The organism is Flavobacterium sp. (assembly GCF_027490375.1).
GTDB lineage: Bacteria > Bacteroidota > Bacteroidia > Flavobacteriales > Flavobacteriaceae > Flavobacterium.
In genome coordinates, this window is record NZ_JAIXYH010000033.1 from 1 (window position 1) to 19,111 (window position 19,111).

Genomic DNA, 19,111 nt, shown 5'->3' on the forward strand with positions numbered 1-19,111 from the left:
TAAGCCGGGTTGATTACGTTCATGTTATACATGTACTGCGTGTAGTGCGGGTCTTGCTGCGCCCAAAATTCCGGGACAACAGCAAAAAGCATCAAAGCAGCTAAACAGAGTTTCTTCATTTGCGAAATTTCTTAATTATAAAAGATGAATAGTTCAAAAAAATCATTTCTTTAAAATTTTTCTAGAATAAAATTGATTGTTGATTCTGTCATAAATAGTTACAATGTAAAACCCCGCATTTAAAGAAATATCATTAAAGGTTAAAATACCATCAATCGCGACATTCTCTTTTTTCATGATTGTTTTGCCATCGACTGAAACTATTTCAATATTATAATTTGTGTTTTTCGCTAAACCTGCAATTGAAAACGAGTTGTTTACAATAGGATTAGGGCTTATGAATATATTTTGTAGTGTTTTATCAAAATCGATATTCGATAGTAAAGAGTTAGTAAGAGCATTATTGGCATTTATTCTTCCAAAACCATAGTATTGGTCAAATCCACTTGTATCCTCAGCTGGATTTCCTACGAGATCTTCCGAAGATTGTTCTAAAACTTCTCTAACTTCAGAAATAGTTAATGTTGGTTTCACGGATAAGAGCAGTGAAATCAATCCGCTAACTTGTGGAGCTGCCTGTGAGGTTCCGCCGCGAGCGATGTTGTAATTGGTATCGGAAAGGTGGCTCAACCCAAAAATATAGTTTCCTGGAGCCACAAAGTCTATTTCAGGACCGAAATTGCTACCCGTATTTACATTTCCAATAAAAGCAATTGAGCGTGAATCATTAGAATCTGTAGATCCAACAGCAATTACATTTGAATATCGCGCAGGATACTGAATGTTACTTGAATTTTGATTTCCCACCGATGCAACAAAAGCAACGTTATTATTTGCCGCGTAAGCAATGGCTGCTTCTAATGCCGCGGACGGCGCATTGCCTCCTGCTGATAAGTTAATAACTTTAGCACCATTGTCAACAGCATAATAGATGCCATTGATCATATTACTATAAAAACCTAAATTATTATTATCTAAAACTTTACAAACTAGAACTTTTGAATTCCAATTCATACCTGCATAGCCAATTCCATTATTACCTTTTGCTAACGCAACTCCAGTTACATTAGTCCCATGGCCGTGATCATCCGTTGGGATAGCATCCATATTTACAAAATCCGGTCCTGAAATCACTCTTCCGGCAAATTCAGGGTGATCTAGCTTAAGCCCAGTATCCAAAACAGCTACGATAAGATTCGGATCACCTTGCGTAAGATCCCAAGCTAAGTCGGTGTCCATATCAGCATTAACGGTTGCCGGTGAAAAAGTAAAAGTACCGTTATTCGAGTGATACCATTGTCGGCTTTGAAAAAGCGCATCGTTAGGAATTATCATCGAAGCTTCATGACCTTTGACAACGAAATTAGGTTCAACGAAATCAAATAAATTCGTTTTGAGGTATATTCTTACCAAAGACATAACATCAACATTTTGGTTAAAATGCAACAAATACGTTTTATTGCGTTTTTTGTTACCAATACGTTCAAAATGGCTTAAACCTAGGGAGTCGTTAATCCGTGTCAATTCTTCACTTAAATCACTGAAGTTTCTTTCGGTAACTTCTATATCTTCTTTAAACTCTACGATAAGTTGATTTTTTGAAAATTCTTCTTCTTGAGAAAAAGAAAGCTGAAATGCAAAAATCAGGAAAATTGGAATTAATGTTTTCATTTGAATAAATTTTAAATTATCGTTTTAAGGTAAAATGGGATCTGAATTGTCTGTTCTTATTGTTGTAAGCGAATTCCACAACAAACCAATAATCAGTCGACGGAAGTTCATTTCCATTAAAGGTTCCATCCCAACCCGTAGCAAAAGGAAAAATTTGAGTGATTAATTTTCCATATCTATCGTAAATGAAGATTTTCGATTCGGGTTGAAAAATCAAAGCATTAATGTTCCAATAATCATTGAATCCATCTCCGTTAGGAGTGAAAAACTTTGGATAATCGATCACTAAAATATCTTCAATTATCAAGTCATCAGAACAACCTTCGGCATCAATAATTCGTACGGTGTGAAAACCTGAAGTAACATTTTCAAAAACATTAGATTCTTGAATTTCACCTGAATCAAGTTGATATAGAAAATTTCCAGGACTTAAGGGTACTGCCGTTATTGTACGATTGTCGGAAAACGGTTCACTAACTTCAATATTAAAATTTAGCAACGTTTTTTCCTTTATAGTAACAGTAATCGTTTGTGAAGCTGAACATTGCGAAGCACTGGGAACAAAAGTGTAACTTCCTCCATTTGAAAAGTCGATTACAGAAGGTGACCATACGCCCGTTATACCATTTGGAGATACATTGGAGAGCTGATAATCTGTTTGATTCTCACATAATTCCAAATCTTCGAAATCAGGCAATTGTTGAGGAACAATGGAAACATTTAACGTGAAATCTGGATAGCAGAAATTAGCAGAAGAATTGGCAGTAAAAGTATAAGTGCCAGAAGTTTGATTATTAATTTGTGCTGGCGACCAAGTTCCAGTAATGCCATTTAGCGAGGTCACTGGTAAAACCGGTGCAGTAGTTCCTGCACAAAAGGGAGCAATCGACTGAAAATTTAGCTCCACAATTGGCTTAACAGCTATCTGAATTTGTACTTGAGTGTTTGCTACGCATTGTCCTGGAGATGCAGTAAAAGTATATACACCAGAAGCCGTGTTATTTACAACAGCCGGCGACCACGATCCTATAATACCATTTACAGATGTTGTTGGCAATATTGGTGCTATTGAACCCGAGCAAAAAGACGGAATAGCTTCAAACACGGGCGTTATTGGCGTTTCTACGTTTATTGTAAGTTGAATATTTTCTGGAATAGTACATTGCCCGCTTGACGGAATAAAGGTATAAATGCCCGTTGCCGAATTGCTTACCGTTGGGGGCGACCATGAACCTACGATACCGTTCAATGATGTTGTTGGCAGTATTGGAGCAGCCGTTCCGAAACAAATGGAGTTCGTTACATCAAACAATGGCGTCAGTAATGGCGTTACATCTACAGAAATTGTGACCAAATTAGTCGACGCACATTGGCCCGTACTTGGTGTAAAAGTGTAGTTTCCAGATGAAATATTGTTGATAATCGGTGGCGACCATGTACCCGTGATTCCATTCAAAGACGTTGTTGGCAACGATGGAACTGGGCTATTTGCGCAGATTGACTGTGAAATAGGACTGAAAACAGGAACGATCGATGGGTTTACAACAACTGTTATTTCAATCGGAATTACAGAACTACATTGTCCGGCAGCAGGCGTGAAAACATAAGTGCTTGTTGATAAACTATTTACAATTGATGGAATCCAAGTTCCCGTTATGCCATTTAATGAAGTTGTGGGAAGAACAGGTGCTACTGAACCTTCACAAATAGCGGGTAAATCGTTAAACGTTGGCACTATACTAGATTCAACAATTATGGTTAACTCAACCGGGCTTGTACTAACACATTGACCTACTTCAGGGATAAATGTGTAAGTTGCTGTTGTAAGATTACTGACGGTAGCCGGCAACCAAGAGCCTATAATTCCATTTAGCGAAGTGGTCTGAAGAACAGGTGGCGTTGAACCAATGCAAATAGGTGCTATCGGATTAAAAGTTGGCGTTACAGGTGTTGTAACTACATTTATTGTGACTTGTAAACTACTTGACGACGCACAAGTACCAACATTCGGAGTAAATGTATATACGCCAGTTGACAAGCTACTGATTACAGCTGGCGACCATGTGCCTGTTATACCATTTAAAGACGTTGTAGGCAAAACCGGAGGCGTTGCTCCAAAGCAGATAGTCGTTGGGATTGAAAATGCAGGATTTGCTCCGCCAACAACCTCAATAGTACCTGAAGTTGTGGCCACCGTACCCGTACAAGTTCCTATAGTAGTTATAACAAAGTTGAATACTGCTGCATCAGTAATTGCTATTCCTGAAATCGTTAAAGTAGTTCCAGACACAGAGCCAAATACCCCGTTAGGTAAATTGGTTATAGAAGCATTAGTTGCTGAGCCACCAATCTCAAAAGTTATCGTTTCAATAGATTGATTAGCACAAATTGTTTGATTCAGCGTTTGTGGCGCTGAAGTTAGTGTTAAAGTAGGTGGCCCTGAAAGAACTTGTATTTCACGAGAAACGGAACAGGCATTTTGTCCCGCGTTAGGCGTAAAAGTATAGATACCGCTAGCTGTATTACTAACAACACTAGGCAACCAAGTACCAACTATTCCGTTTAAAGAAGTAGTTGGCAAGGCGGGAGAAGGCGTATTTTCGCAAAAGTTCGGTAGAATATTAAATGCAGGAGTGAAACACTCAACAATTGATATAAAAATTTGATTGTCGACATAGCATCCTGGTACGGAAGGCGTAAAAACATAACTTCCGCTACTGGTAGTGTCAATGATATTTGGCGACCAAGTACCTGGTATACCTTGATTGGATGTTGTAGGTAAGGCAGGTGCAACCGAGCCGTTAATTAGTTCAATTGGAGCATTAAAAGTAAGCGAAATAGCTGGCAAAATTTGAATTGCCTTTTCTACAACATAACTACCAGAATTTGTAGTTACCGTTGCAGTTACAACAAATTCGCCCGATGAAAAATACTGTCGGCTCACAATTAAGCCATTAGCAAGATTGCTTCCTCCACTAGATTCATCACCAAAATTCCAACTAACAGCTAAAACGTTGGCAGTATCTTGAAGCGAGAATGTAATAACTTCAAACTGACAACTATTATCATTCAAAATCTGATTATCTCCGCAAGTTAAAACAGTCGTTGATAACGATACAAAAGCAGCACATTGTCCCGAATTTGGGTTAAATGTATAATCAGCACTAGCCGTATTATTAACCGTTGCGGGTGTCCATGTTCCTTGAATACCATTTAATGAAGTTGTAGGTAAAGTAGGTGGAGTAGTTCCTGCGCAAAAGGATGGAATCGGATCAAAACTTGGAATGGTAATCGAGTTTACAACAATTTCCAACGATGCTGTATCAGCGCAAGAACCTGCGTTTGGCGTAAATGTATACGTTGTTGTTGCTAGGTTGTTCAGTACGGGTGCCCATGAGCCGGAAATGCCATTAAGGGAAGTTGTAGGTAGAGGATTTAATGTCTCTCCTGCGCAAATTGGCGCAATTGGATTAAATGTAGGAACTGAGGGTTGGAGTGAATAAATTTTCTGGGGAAGACCATATCTAACAGTTCCCAAAAATCCCGAAATCGGATTTAATTGCAACCCGCTTGCCGCTCCGCTGCTGTTTGGATTGTTAATTACCGCTAAAGGAGTAGAACTGATGTAAATTTTGTTATCAGGAGCTAACTGCATGGTTCCAGGAAGCGTTAAAGTTGGTTCAGAACTAGAAATTTCTATGCCCGAAGCACCAATAAGTGTAGAAGAACCAAGCGAAATATCGTATTGAAGAATTCTTATAAAATTAGAAACGTATAATTTAGATCCATCTGGAGAAAACTCTAAGCCAGCAAAATCAGTTCCAGAAAATGGAAAGGAGTATGACCAAGAAATAACATTTGAAATAACACCTGTCTCATTATTAAAATCAAACAATTCTATCTTTCGTTCTGAAAAAGCAGAGTTGCCCATTGCCAACTTAGTTAACTGTTGATTTACCTTAATATGTCCTCGACCGTTTGTTTGAAACGATCCTAAAGAGCTCTGTACTGGTGTTGTCGAAACACCTTCTTGCGTTATAGCAAAAGCAAAAAAAGTATTCCCGGGATTGTTGTGTGTAATCAACCAATAACCGCAACCGCTTGCATTGGGTACCGCTTGTAATTTCTCTGAAGTAGTTGATAAAAGTGGAATGTTTTTCTGTGTTGCAACTACATCTCCCAATCCTCCATTCAACGTCATATCAACTACGCTGTAACACAAACCATTTGTACTATCTTCTTGGTCGATAGTGAAAATATAATAAATGTTTGGCGTAAAAGGTCGCGGAACAATTACAGCCGCAGAAGTCGACGAATAGGGATTTGATACATTGGTAGCACCTGTGTTACCGCCTAATAATCCGTTACCGTTAGGCATTACCTGATTGTTTGCATTCCAAACAGTAATACCATCAGTATAAAACAAGAGAGCACCCGTTTGAGAATCTGCGATAACAGCACTTCCCTCATTAGTTGCCAATTGACTGCCAGCTACAGAGCTCGGCGGATTTGTGTTGAAATTGATGTTGCAATTCAAACCAAAATTCCAAATGTTATTTTGATTTTGTGCCAAAGCTGAATAGCCCATCAATGAGATAACTAAACATATAAATACCTTATTCATAGCAAAATTGTCTTATGAAATTTTTTATAAATCGCAATATTTCTCGTTATCTGTTGATATACACCCAGCCCGTTTTGCTTTCGCCAGAATCTAAATCAATAAGATAAAAATAGGTTCCAGTAGGTAGGTCATGACCTTGATCACTCTGGCCATTCCATTGATCGATATAGTTGTTTGCACTAAAAACCTTTAATCCATACCTGTTAAACACTTCCAGTCGAGCAACGTTGAATTGGCTTAAATCAAAACTATCATTTGCTCCATCGCCATTAGGCGAAATCCCTTTCGGAATTTGTACATTACAAGACACCGTATTCACAGTCACCGGAATAGTTGTTTCACACAATCCGTTGGATATTTCAAGGAAGTATTCCCCAGAATTTTGAATTGTTATAGCGCTTGTTGTTCCTAAAGAAGTATTTGAATTGTTAAACCACTCGTACTGATAATTGGTAATCGGATCTTGTACACTTAGTTTATAAGATCCGCCGTCGCATCCCTGAATCACCGTAGCTTCTTGCAAATTTTCAATAGTAATTTCAACAGTTATTGAATCGGCGCATTGATCTTGATCTGGAGTAAAAATGTACTCAGCAGCTGCATTTATATTTATGGCACTAGGTGTCCAAATTCCCGAAATACCGTTGTTGGAAACGGATGGTAAACCTGGAACTTCGTCGGTAGTACTACAAATAGTGGTTTCAAAAGAAAAAGTTGGAATAACTGCTGGAGTAACTGAAACTGTTAATGACGTTACTTCTGCACATTCATCCGTAGAAGGAGTGAATGTGTAGGTTCCGCTGCTAGTATTGCTTACAGTTGCTGGAGACCATGTTCCGGTGATGCCATTTGTGGAAATAGTGGGCAAAACAGGTGGTTGGCTTCCTGCGCAAAAAGGCGCCGGAGTGTTAAAGGTAGGAACAATATCTTGTAAAACGGTTACAGCAAGCGTTACGCTAGAACTAGTTGTACATTGGCCCGGATTTACAGTAAAAACGTAGTTTGTGGTACCCGAAACATTTGAATTAATTTGAGGTGGATTCCAGGTACCAGTGATGTTCGAGTTTGGAAAAATTGTTGGTAATTCTACAGCGGTAGAACCCTGACAAATTGTTCTTGGCGTTGCGCTAATTGCTGTCGCGGCGTTAACAGAAATACTCGCGGTAATTGTTTGGTTTACACAGCCATAACTAACCACAGCAGTTACCAAAAAGTTGCCGCTTGACAGATAAGAATGTTGTACATTAAATCCTATAGCTGTATTTTGAACTCCAGAGGCGGGTTCTCCAAAATCCCAAGTTACGCTTGTAACACCTGTTGTATTTTGTAATGTGAATGTTGAAGCAAAACCCAAACAATTTCCTGAGGAAACAATTGAATTTGCTGTAATTCCCGGCGGATTTGGATTTATTAAATTAACTAATTGCGGAAATGTTGAAATGGCTTGCCCTACTTGTTCTGGAATTGCATTAGCAACATAATTGCACGCTGCACCGCTTAAATTAGGGAAATTAATTACAGAAACATTGGAGCTAGAGACATATATTTTATTATCGGGACCCAATTGCAAGTTTGATAAAGGGGAGAAACTGGGCAAAAAGGGTAGTTGAAAACTTGAACTTTCAATGGCCGCTCCATTTGCCGTGCTAACATCGAACTGCTTAATAAAAAGCGCACCGCAAACGTATAATTTTGTTCCGTCGGGCGAAAATTCAACCCCAGAGAAGTAAGTCAAAGGTCCGTTGTAGTTCCACTCAATCAAATTACTTAAAACTCCTGTAGAATTATTGAAGTCGAACATACGAACTTTGCTATCACTCCCATTTGGAGCGGTAATTGCCAGTTTAGTAAACTGTTTATTAACTTTCATGTAAGCAGTATCTGTCTCAATAGTTGGAAAACTACTGAAAACGGGTGTCGAAGCAAAACCGCATTGATCTAGTTTAATTGCTACAAATCGGCTTCCAAGCGTTGCGTCGGGCGAGTCATACGTAATAATCCAATAGCCATTAAAATCGTTTGTAGGAACAACATGAACCGTTTCACTTTCTGTTTCATACAGAAATACATTTTTTTCACTAGCAACAACATCGCCCAAACCACCATTAAGTGTCATGTCCACAGTGCTGTAACACAATCCTTTCCCTCCGCCTTGCTCATCTTTTGTAACTACGTAATATACATTCGGAGTGAACGGTTTAGGTATAATCACCGCAGCGCATGCAGAAGAAAGCTGGCCCGGAACCCCGCCAAATAAACCAGTACCGTTCGGCATTACGGCATTATTTGCATTCCATACCGTAACGCCATCTGTATAAAACAATAAGGCGCCTGAATTAGCATCAGCAATAGATGCAATACCTTCTGTAGCAAAAATTTGGCTAGTCGAAACAGCGCTTGGTGGTGAAGTGTTAAAATCAATTCCACTATTGTAGCCAAACCGCCACTGGTTGTTTTGATTTTGCGCAAAAACGTCACAAAGGCAAATCAATAATACTACTAAAACAAAAAACTTCTTCATAAACTTAAAATTTTGGGCAGTAATAACATTTTTAAAAAGCAGAAAGCCGAAGACGTGCCTGCTCAAGTATTTACTATTCTTATTTTTTTACGTTGGAAAATCGAATTTTATAAAGCCAATGAAGGGAAACAACATCGAATAAAATCAACAGAAACAACATCGGTTAGATTTGAAATGCGCCCTTTCTAATTTTTATATGAGCTCTAACTGTTAATAAGACAACTCAATTAGAAATCACCCTACTCAATCCATAGTGTTTTTTAGAAGAATTTTATTTTTGGGAAAGCGTATGTGTTCACAGAAACACCCAACAACTAGATTTGATCAGATGATTCGAACTAAAAGGCACACAGAAGTGATTTTTCAAAAAAAATCTTTTCGCAGCAGTTAGCCGCGATTTAAAGCAGTACTCTTACAAAAATGTTAGGCGTTATTCCTAAAGAATTAAAGTCCTGAACAACGTATCTTCCCTCTGTGAGATCGGAAAAGTTGGTAAATCGCCGTTCAAATTCTTTACTAATCACCGTTTTGTTGTTGTAAACATTATAAACCGAAAAGCCTACTTTAAAGGTGGTGTTTTTCCATGTCTGAAACTCGTAACTGCCCGACAAGTCCAATCTATGGTACGGTGATAAGTTCTCAGAATTGAAAGAAATAACTTGCGTTTGCTCATTAATCGAACTAAATGCTTTTCCAGAATGAGCAAACCAACGTGCAGTAAACGAAAAATCATTGATTTTTTTAAAGTAAGAAAAGCTAATGGCATGCTGAATATTTGAATTTATCGGAAAAAAGGCATTGTTATTTAATCCCGAAAATCGATTCTTAGAATCTTGGTACGTGTAGGTAATCCATGCGCTCCATGTTGGTCGTTTCTTTTGTATTAAAACATCAACTCCATTGGTAAACGCTTCGCCCGAGAAGACAGTCGACACATTCTGATTGGCAAATTCAAACAAAGAAACGGTCACACCTCGCGTTTTTTTGTGGTATAAATCCAAGTCAAACACCCAATTGTTCTTTTTGTAAATGGCACCTAAAGTAGATTGGCTATTTCTTTGAAGCGGATAATTACCATCGTCGGAAATGGCCCAAACATAATTCTCTAAACTCAAATCGTTGACTGTATTTTCGCGCACCTGACTTAAAACCTGACTTCGCTCTTCGTACGAACATTGCAAGATAAAATTGCGGGAAATCGATTTTTGAACAGATATACGCGGCTCGACGGTATTGGTCAAATTTCTATAATTTGTAAATCGAATACCTGATTGAATTTGCCATGTAGCTTTCTTTACTTTTATCATCGAATAACCCACATGACTCAAATTAAACGCTTGTCGAAAACTTAAAACAAGACCTAAATCTTGAGTTGAAGTTTTAAAAATGTGCGATACATCATTTCCGGCAAGCTGGTAGCCAAAGTCGAAATATATAAAGGAATTAAAAATGTACTTGAAATTTGCCTCCAAACCTGAATCAACAACACGATTCAATTTTCGGTATGCCTCAAAATCAGCTGTTGAAAAAGTTTGCTTGTTGTTATAGCTAAAATCGTAAACCGAATGATGTACCAGAATTTCTTGACTAAAGCGTGCACTGAAGCGTTGAAACCATTTGAAACTGGAACCAAAATTTGAAATGCTCATTTCCTGATTTTCCAAAACCGAATTTGCTCGAAGCGTATTGTAATTCAAATTATTTCCAATGTAGATTCCAGATAATGAAATAGCACTACGTTCAGAAGGTTTGTAGTTTATGACGGTCCCAAAATCTTGAAATTCGAACTGATTCTGATTATTAAAATCATTGAAAACAGTGTTCTGAAAAACTTTATCCTCTAATTGTCTAAATGTTGGAGATTGAAACCGCTCTGTTATCGATTTTCGGGAAGCCATTTGCACACTTAATTTTTCCTTTACAATCGGTATTTTAAGATCAATATCTGCATTCAAACCATTTAAACCCGCACTCATTTCTGTTTTGTCGGTAATATTGGTTGCCGATTTAATATCAATAATACTCGAAACACGCTCGCCATACTTCGGATTTACAGCTTTTGTGTAAAAATCTATCGACTGAACCAAGCTAGAATTAATGCCCGAAATCATTCCAAACAAATGTCCAGGATGATACAAGCGAATGCCGTCCCAAAGTACCAAGTTTTGATCGGCTGTACCGCCTCGAACGTGTAAACCACTTGCTGTTTCATTCGGACTTTTAACACCCGGCAAATGCTGTAACGACAACAATACATCAGCATCAATTGTTCCGGGCAAGACGGCTAGTTTCTGACTGTAAACAGTAAATTTTTCGGTTGTTTTATTTATTCCACTGACAACAAAACCTTCTACAATTACTTCTTCTAGTTTGTTTACTAAAGATGAATCAACAATTTCATCGAGTACAATGGCATAAAATCGATCGTCTATTTTAACAACTTTTAGATCGGTTTGCGTTTCAATAATTTCGATGATTTCCTCGAGTGAATATTTCTTTTTAGGAAGAGAAACACGATAGTTTTGAACTAATGTTGCTACAAAAGAAAACTTGATGTTGAATTTTACTTCAACATCAAGCACAATTTTTTCTAAGGAATCTGTCTGCAGAAAAAGCTCCCGCTTAGGTACTTTTTGCGACAAACAGTTTTGCCAAAGCAACAGCAGCAAAACGATGCGCACCAATTTTCTCATTCAAATAAAACAATTTTTTCAGCACGAATTGAATAATTTGCCTGTAGCGGAATGGCTATAGATTTAACAGCAGTTTCAATGTTTGAATTAGAAAACGTGCCTGTAAATTTTACACTTTTGAATGCGGGCGGATAATCAACCTTTTTGTTGTATTGCGCCATGAATTTTTGAATAACGACATCAAACGGCACATTTACAAAAGAAGATTCGCGATTCATCCAAGTGGGTAGCGGACTAACGTACGATTCGTTAAGAGTAAATGCCCGGCGAACACTTCGAACCGATTTGTCCTTTGTTAAAACAAATTGTTTGTCCCCTGATACAACTAACACTTTACCTTCGTAACAATGCACTTCAAAAAAATCTTCTTCTACGATTACATTAAACTTTGTTCCTAAAACAGTTACCGTTCCTTGAGCGGTCTCAACGGTAAACGTACTTCCTTTACGCACTTCAAAATACGCTTCTCCTTTCAATTTCAAAGTTCTATTCCATTCAAATTGATTAGGATACGAAAGCTCTGATTTTGCATTTAAGGTTACTTTAGATTGATCTTTAAGTTGAACCGTTTTCGTAACTCCGTAGTCTGAAGTTACTTTATTAGAAAAATAAAACGTTTGAAAAAGACCAAATGCCAATAGTAAACTAGCTGCAATAGCCGTAAGTTGTACTAAACGAATCACTTTAGTGCTTTTGGTTTTTACGGTTTCCTTGTGAGCCATTTTCTCCTTTATCTTGTTGAAATTGAATTCTAGATCGGGCGTCTTAGTTTCAAACTTCTCAAGATCATTTCGCAATTTTTTAAACTGCAAGAATTCGTCCTCGGTAACCAACCGCTTTAATTCGTCGTCGGTTATTTTATTAGCCATCCAATCGGCTAAATAATGTTTATTCTCCTTATTCATTGTGTACTTTTTTTAGAAACCTAAACTGCAGCCAGTATTTTTCGAATAGATTGTAATGCCAAATGCATGCGCTTTTCAACCGCTTTTACCGACACGCCTAGGACTGTAGCTATTTCATTGTATGTTAAGTCTTCAAACCTACTCATTATAAATACTTCTCGCTGCTTTTCAGGCAACGCACTAATTGCCTTTTCTAGCTGTTTTTTTAACTCTGCCTCTTCTAAAAGAAATTCGGGCGACTCTGAATTTGCATTTTTTGGGCGCGACTGTAATTCAAAATTGCTAACTACCTTATTGTGTTTGATAACATTAAGAGATAATCGAATAGCAGTTGTAAACAAAAACTGCTTGGCTTGTACCGGTTTTATTGAACCGCAATTTTCCCACAAAATAACAAAAGCATTTTGCGCCATGTCATCGGCACTTTCGCTATTCTTATATCTGTATGCGAGAAAATTTCGAACAGCTTTAAAATTTAATTCAAAAACCGATTTAAACACAGCTTCTTCGCACAAACAGTCGGCAGCACCGTCTTTAGATAACGTCATTCTTCTAAATAATAATTTAACATTTTTGCGAACAAAGAGTCAAAATCGATTCTATTAGATCTTAATTACAAAGCGAATTAACGGTCACAGATAAAATCGCAGCATCGGGCATTTCAATGACACTTCCATTCTGTAAAATCTCAATATTTATCGGATAAACGATCGAAGCGTTACTTGCCGGATCATTTAACAGACCCAGCAATTGACTGTCCGTGTTTACATTTTCTATCGCCGCACCAACCGATACTTGAATCGGATACTGTATGTTGAAACAAATTCCCAAATATGAATTAATAGCATTGTTTCCGTCGCAAACTACAAAGTCCGAATCTGTGTAACCCTCACAATAGGCAGTACAAGCATTCGGATACAATTGTATCTGACCCGTACTCGTTTGTACACATACAGGCTCATACACCGTCGGACAAGGGCAAATTCCATCCGGATTACATGCAAGATTCAATTCGTTATACTCGTAAACATTATTAATTTCGATGGTTTGATTGCCAGAAATCACAGAAAACGGATAAACAAAATCGTAAACAATGTTGTTTTGCGTCGGATTCGTAAACAAATCATACAAGGCTTGCTGGCTAGCAAGGGAAACCGTTTGGCCATTCGCAGTTACAATCGACAACGGATAAACCATTTCAAAACACGAAGAACTAAAAACATAATTATCTATCGTTGCAATTTCCTGTTCTTCAATTGTTGTCCAAAACTCAGTCTCATTCGCTACCGTTGTTGTCGAGCCTGCAGGACCAGTGACTAATTGAAAGGGAAAAGAAATTTCCGAAATATATAAATCGCTGTTTTCGTCAGATAAAACACTGAGCAAACCTGCCGTGGAAAAAACCGTTAATGTTGTTCCATTGTTAAAGGAAACATTAATCGGATAAACAAAATCAAAATCATACGTATCGCTCGAAATTGGCGCCCTTCCTGAAGCTGAGTTTGCTCTTTTTATTTCATTGAGCGCAAGGCGTAACGCAGTACTATTTTGCGTATCTACTTTATTTTCAATAGCGTCCTTATCACCACAAGAAGTAGTTATCGTCGCTAAAAAAGCCATGCAAAAAACTAAAATTCTCATTTTTTTCATTGTAATCGTATTTCTTGTCCTTACATAGACAACTTAGTCTCGTGTTACCCTACTGCAATTATGTTAAATTTTATACCTCATTTGAGATACAGCTCCAATTTTCCGACACTCAATAAAAGTGTCTGATTTTCAAATATATAAAACTTTAACTCATCGGTTAAATTCTAATGCAACTCTTGAGCGGTCTTTATTTGCTTGTTTTTTGGGCGTGCCCTGCAGCTTTTTCCGTTCGGCCGATGGCACTGCCGCAAAAAGCCGCCGGTCAGGCCTTTCGCTGCAAACCTGAACGCGATATAAAAATTGAAATCAGAAAATATTTAAATGGTTGATTACAAGGCGCATTCATTTGGGATACTGTAGTATCGCAAATTAATGCAACAAAGTAAGCGACCGTTTAAATGTTTAGCGAGAGCCATTTAAATAGTTCTTGTTCTGTCTTAATCTTAAGGTTTTGTTTAACAGCGATCTGATAAAGATTTTTAATCGAGTTCAGGTTTCATGGCTTTTGTGCATTGTGCAAGCGGCTGCGGCGGCTCGGGCTTCCGCTGGTCGCCCGCGCAACCGCGCCGCTTGTCCCAATCCACTGCAAACGCTTTTCACTACAGTCCTTCACGCGGGAAAATCGTGCACAAAAGCCGTTTCCATAAAGCAAAAAAAATCCGCTTCATGTTACGAAACGGATTTTATAATCTTATAAATCAATAACAAATCAACTATCGTTGCATGTTTTTAGCTTCGATACTCATTGTGGCGTGCGGAACGATTTTCAAACGTTCTTTACTGATTAACTTGCCCGTTACTTTACAAACGCCGTAGGTTTTGTTTTCCACACGGAAAAGCGCATTCTTCAAATCGCGAATAAACTTTTCCTGCCGAATCGCTAACTGCGAGTTTGCTTCTTTCGACATGGTTTCAGAACCTTCTTCGAAAGCTTTAAAAGTGGGCGATGTATCGTCTGTACCGTTGTTTAAGTCGTTCATGTACGCACTCTTGATCAAATCTAAATCAGCCTGAGCCTTCTGAATTTTCTTCACGATAATTTCTTTAAATTCCGCAAGATCTGCATCTGAATATCTTACTACTTCTTCTACCATTTTCTATCTATTTAGAAATTAATATCTGTGTTTTGATGTGATCAAATTCTATTTCAGTTCCACCGTTTAGTTCCGAAACAAATGTAATCGACTTGCTTAAGGTTTCCGTTTGTATGTACCCTTTGTTTGCTTCCACAGCTGCTTCCAGCTCTTCATGTAACAAAAGCTGTACCGAAATTTTGTCGGTAACTTCAAATCCACTGTCTTTTCTCAGATTTTGGATTCGATTCACCAATTCGCGTGCAATACCTTCTTGTTTCAAACTTTCGGAGATCGTAATATCGAGTGCTACCGTAGTTCCCTTGTCGGAAGCTACCAACCAACCTTCGATATCCTGAGACAGAATCTCAACATCATCTAGTGTTAAAATTATTGAATTTCCCGATAAATCAAGCGTCAGAGAACCCTCTTTTTCGATTTGAGCAATTTTTTGTGCATCGAATTTTTGTATCTCTTTGACTATCAAATTCATATCCTTACCAAACTTCGGCCCTAAAGTCTTGAAATTCGGCTTAATTTGCTTGATTAAGATGTCGGATGCATCCTCTAAAAGTAGGATTTCCTTTACATTTACCTCTGCTTTTATCAGGTCTGAAACCGCTTCAATTTGTGCTTTTTGTGCCGCATCTGTGATCGGAATCATCAGCTTTTGCAAGGGCTGACGCACTTTGATCATCTCTTTCTTACGCAGCGAAAGTACCAACGACGAAATGGTTTGCGCCTTCGCCATTTTCGCTTCAAGCGATTTATCAACAAACTTTTCAACGCTCACCGGAAAATCGGTTAAGTGCACACTAATTTGTTTCAACTGCGCAACGTTTGCCGTTAAGTTGCGGTACAAAGCATCGCTAAAAAACGGTGCTATCGGTGCCATCAGTTGGGTTACGGTTAGCAAACAATCGTACAGCGTTTGATACGCAGCAATTTTATCGGTAGCGTATTCGCCTTTCCAGAATCGGCGGCGGCACAAACGCACGTACCAATTCGATAAGTTTTCTTGCACAAAATCCGAAATCAAACGCGCCGCTTTCGTCGGTTCGTAATCCGCGTAAGCCCGATCTACTTCGGCAATGAGGGTATGCAATTCCGATAAGATCCAACGATCAATTTCCGGACGTTCCGCTAATGGCACGTTTTCTTCTGCGTAAGCAAAACCATCGATATTGGCGTACAAAGCAAAAAACGAATACGTATTAAATAAGGTTCCAAAAAATTTGCGACGCACTTCGGTAATGCCATCCGCATCGAATTTTAAATTATCCCACGGATTCGCATTCGAAATCATGTACCAACGCGTCGCATCCGGACCGTGTTCTTGTATCGTCAAAAACGGATCGACAGCATTGCCTAAACGTTTCGACATTTTCTGGCCATTCTTATCTAAAACCAAACCGTTCGATACCACATTTTTGTAGGCAACCGAATCGAAAACCAAAGTTCCGATGGCGTGTAAGGTGTAAAACCAACCGCGGGTCTGATCGACACCCTCCGCGATGAAATCGGCTGGAAACGATTTATTTCCATCGATCTTCTCTTTATTTTCAAACGGATAATGCCATTGTGCATAAGGCATGGCTCCCGAATCAAACCAAACGTCAATCAAATCGGCTTCGCGTTTCATTGCTTTGCCCGAATCCGAAACCAATACAATACGGTCGACAACATTTTTATGTAAATCTACTTTTGCGTAATTCTCTTCAGAGAAATCGTTGGGCACAAAACCTTCGAACGGCTGTGCAGTCATTACGCCTGCATCGATTGCGCGCTGCACTTCGGCAACGAGTTCGGCAACGCTTCCTATTACTTTTACCTCGCTACCATCGTCTGTGCGCCAAATAGGCAACGGAATTCCCCAATAGCGCGAACGCGACAGGTTCCAATCGTTTGCGTTTTTGAGCCAGTTTCCAAAACGACCTTCTCCGGTTGCTTTCGGTTTCCAGTTAATGGTTTCGTTTAGGTCGAACATCCGTTCTTTAACCTCGGTCATTTTTATAAACCACGAATCGAGCGGATAATACAGTAGCGGTTCGTCGGTACGCCACGAATGCGGATAACTGTGCACGTACTTTTCTACTTTGAAAGCGCGATTTTGCTCCTTCAGCAGTATCGCAATTTCAACATCTACGCTGCGTTCCGGACGGTCGGCATCGTCGTAATATTCGTTTTTAACATATTTCCCGGCAAACGGACCCACATGCTTGGTAAAACGGCCTTGTAAATCTACCAAGGGCACTAAATTGCCAAAGTCGTCGTGCACCAACATAGGTGGTACTTCAGGTTTGGCTTCTTTGGCGGCCTTGGCATCATCGGCACCAAACGTAGGCGCCGTATGTACAATTCCGGTACCGTCTTCGGTGGTTACGAAATCGCCCGAAATAACGCGAAACGCATTTTCCGGATTTTCTGCTGGCAAAGCATATTGCAACAACTGTTCGTAACGCACGCCAACTAATTCGGCACCAGTTAGTTTTGCTAAAATTCGGTACGGAATAACTTTCGCACCGGCTTCGTATGCGGCTATTCCGGCTTCGTCGGTTTCAGTAAAATTCTTACCCAATTGCTTTCCAATAAGGTTTTCTGCTAAAACCACCACAATTTTCTCGAATGTGTATAAATTGTAGGTTTCAACCAGTACGTAACTGATTTTTGGCCCGACGGTAAGTGCGGTATTGCTCGGAAGCGTCCACGGCGTGGTGGTCCAGGCCAAGAAATACACATCGCCAAATCCTTGAAAGGCGGCTGGCAGTGTTTCGGGCAAGGCTTTAAACTGCGCCACAACGGTTGTATCGGTAACATCGCGATAACTTCCCGGTTGGTTTACTTCGTGCGAGCTGAGTCCGGTTCCTGCTTTTGGCGAGTACGGCTGTATGGTGTAGCCTTTGTAAATGAGGCCTTTATCGTAAATTTGTTTGAGCAACCACCAAACCGATTCCATGTATTTGGGTTCGTAGGTTACGTATGGGTTTTCCATATCTACCCAATAGCCCATTTTTTCGGTAAGCGAATTCCACACGTCGGTATAGCGCATCACAGTGCGTTTACACGCTTCGTTGTATTCTTCAATGGAAATCGATTTTCCAATATCTTCTTTCGTGATGCCGAGTTCTTTTTCGGTTCCCAATTCTACGGGCAATCCGTGTGTGTCCCAGCCGGCTTTACGCTCTACTTGCTTGCCTTTTTGGGTTTGGTAGCGGCAAAAAATATCTTTCAATGCGCGCGACATCACGTGGTGAATTCCCGGCAGGCCGTTGGCGCTCGGCGGACCTTCAAAAAACACATAAGGTTGCGCTCCGTTTCTATGGGTTACACTCTTTTCAAAAACCGCTTCCGATTTCCAGAATTCCAGCGTCTGCTCGGCAATTTCGGTTAGGTTAAGTCCTTCGTAAACAGCAAAATTCTTGCTCATCTCCCGTAAATAAAAATAATTTGCGAAAGTAAGGATTTTTGCAACCGCTTGTCCGACGATTTAAAAGGTTTTGATTGTTTTTTGGGCAGCATTTCGCGCTTTCCGCATTAGCGCCACCTCAAACGCCGGCAAGTGGCACAAACGCAACCCGCTTCTGTGGGTCGCAGGCTGCATTTGGCACTTGCAGAGCGTTTTTCAGCAGCGGCTAATTTGCTGCAATCGCGGCTGCGGCAATCGTTGTCAATTCTACTAGACGTTAACCGTTTTTTATTGTTTAGTACTCTACGTATTGTCTTTGCTTAAGCGTGTGGCATAGGACTTTGTGGAAGATTGCGCTCCTTTTTTAGAGGCTTTTTGGGAAGCTAGAAGCTAGACACGAGAAGCTAGACACGATAAATTCACCACTTTACGTATCGTTTTACCACCCGAACCCGCGAATCGTCTTTGCTTGAGCGGGTTTTAGACAGTTTGTCGAAAGCAGCTGCAA

Annotated in this window: 10 protein-coding genes; all 10 read right to left on the reverse strand. The window is 39.4% G+C overall.

What is annotated here, in order from left to right; translation table 11 throughout:
• Positions 1-119, reverse strand: a 119-nt coding sequence (locus Q0064_RS03790) for a type IX secretion system membrane protein PorP/SprF (protein ID WP_298144698.1), incomplete at its 3' end; no start/stop codon positions are given.
• Positions 120-162: 43 nt separating this feature from the next.
• Positions 163-1,731: a S8 family peptidase gene (locus Q0064_RS03795; RefSeq protein WP_298144530.1), complete on the reverse strand. Its 1,569-nt coding sequence runs from the start codon at positions 1,729-1,731 to the stop codon at positions 163-165.
• Positions 1,732-1,747: 16 nt separating this feature from the next.
• On the reverse strand, positions 1,748-6,355 hold the full coding sequence (locus Q0064_RS03800; RefSeq protein ID WP_298144533.1) for a T9SS type B sorting domain-containing protein: 4,608 nt from the start codon (positions 6,353-6,355) through the stop codon (positions 1,748-1,750).
• A 46-nt stretch (positions 6,356-6,401) separates the two neighbouring features.
• Complete coding sequence (locus Q0064_RS03805; RefSeq protein WP_298144536.1) at positions 6,402-8,876, reverse strand: gliding motility-associated C-terminal domain-containing protein; 2,475 nt, start codon at positions 8,874-8,876, stop codon at positions 6,402-6,404.
• A gap of 398 nt (positions 8,877-9,274) precedes the next feature.
• Positions 9,275-11,569, reverse strand: coding sequence for a TonB-dependent receptor plug domain-containing protein (locus Q0064_RS03810; protein ID WP_298144539.1), 2,295 nt, complete (start codon positions 11,567-11,569; stop codon positions 9,275-9,277).
• Positions 11,566-12,474, reverse strand: coding sequence for a FecR domain-containing protein (locus Q0064_RS03815; protein WP_298144542.1), 909 nt, complete (start codon positions 12,472-12,474; stop codon positions 11,566-11,568). The genes Q0064_RS03810 and Q0064_RS03815 overlap by 4 nt, the downstream gene beginning before the upstream one ends.
• A gap of 20 nt (positions 12,475-12,494) precedes the next feature.
• A complete protein-coding gene (locus Q0064_RS03820) occupies positions 12,495-13,022 on the reverse strand; it encodes a sigma-70 family RNA polymerase sigma factor (RefSeq protein ID WP_298144544.1) in 528 nt (175 codons plus the stop codon).
• A 61-nt stretch (positions 13,023-13,083) separates the two neighbouring features.
• Positions 13,084-14,115: a hypothetical protein gene (locus Q0064_RS03825; protein ID WP_298144547.1), complete on the reverse strand. Its 1,032-nt coding sequence runs from the start codon at positions 14,113-14,115 to the stop codon at positions 13,084-13,086.
• Between the two features lie 722 nt (positions 14,116-14,837).
• Positions 14,838-15,218, reverse strand: a complete 381-nt coding sequence (locus Q0064_RS03830) for a TraR/DksA C4-type zinc finger protein (RefSeq protein ID WP_298144550.1) — start codon at positions 15,216-15,218, stop codon at positions 14,838-14,840.
• A 7-nt stretch (positions 15,219-15,225) separates the two neighbouring features.
• A complete protein-coding gene (gene ileS, locus Q0064_RS03835) occupies positions 15,226-18,624 on the reverse strand; it encodes an isoleucine--tRNA ligase (RefSeq protein WP_298144553.1) in 3,399 nt (1,132 codons plus the stop codon).
• Positions 18,625-19,111 lie beyond the last annotated feature (487 nt).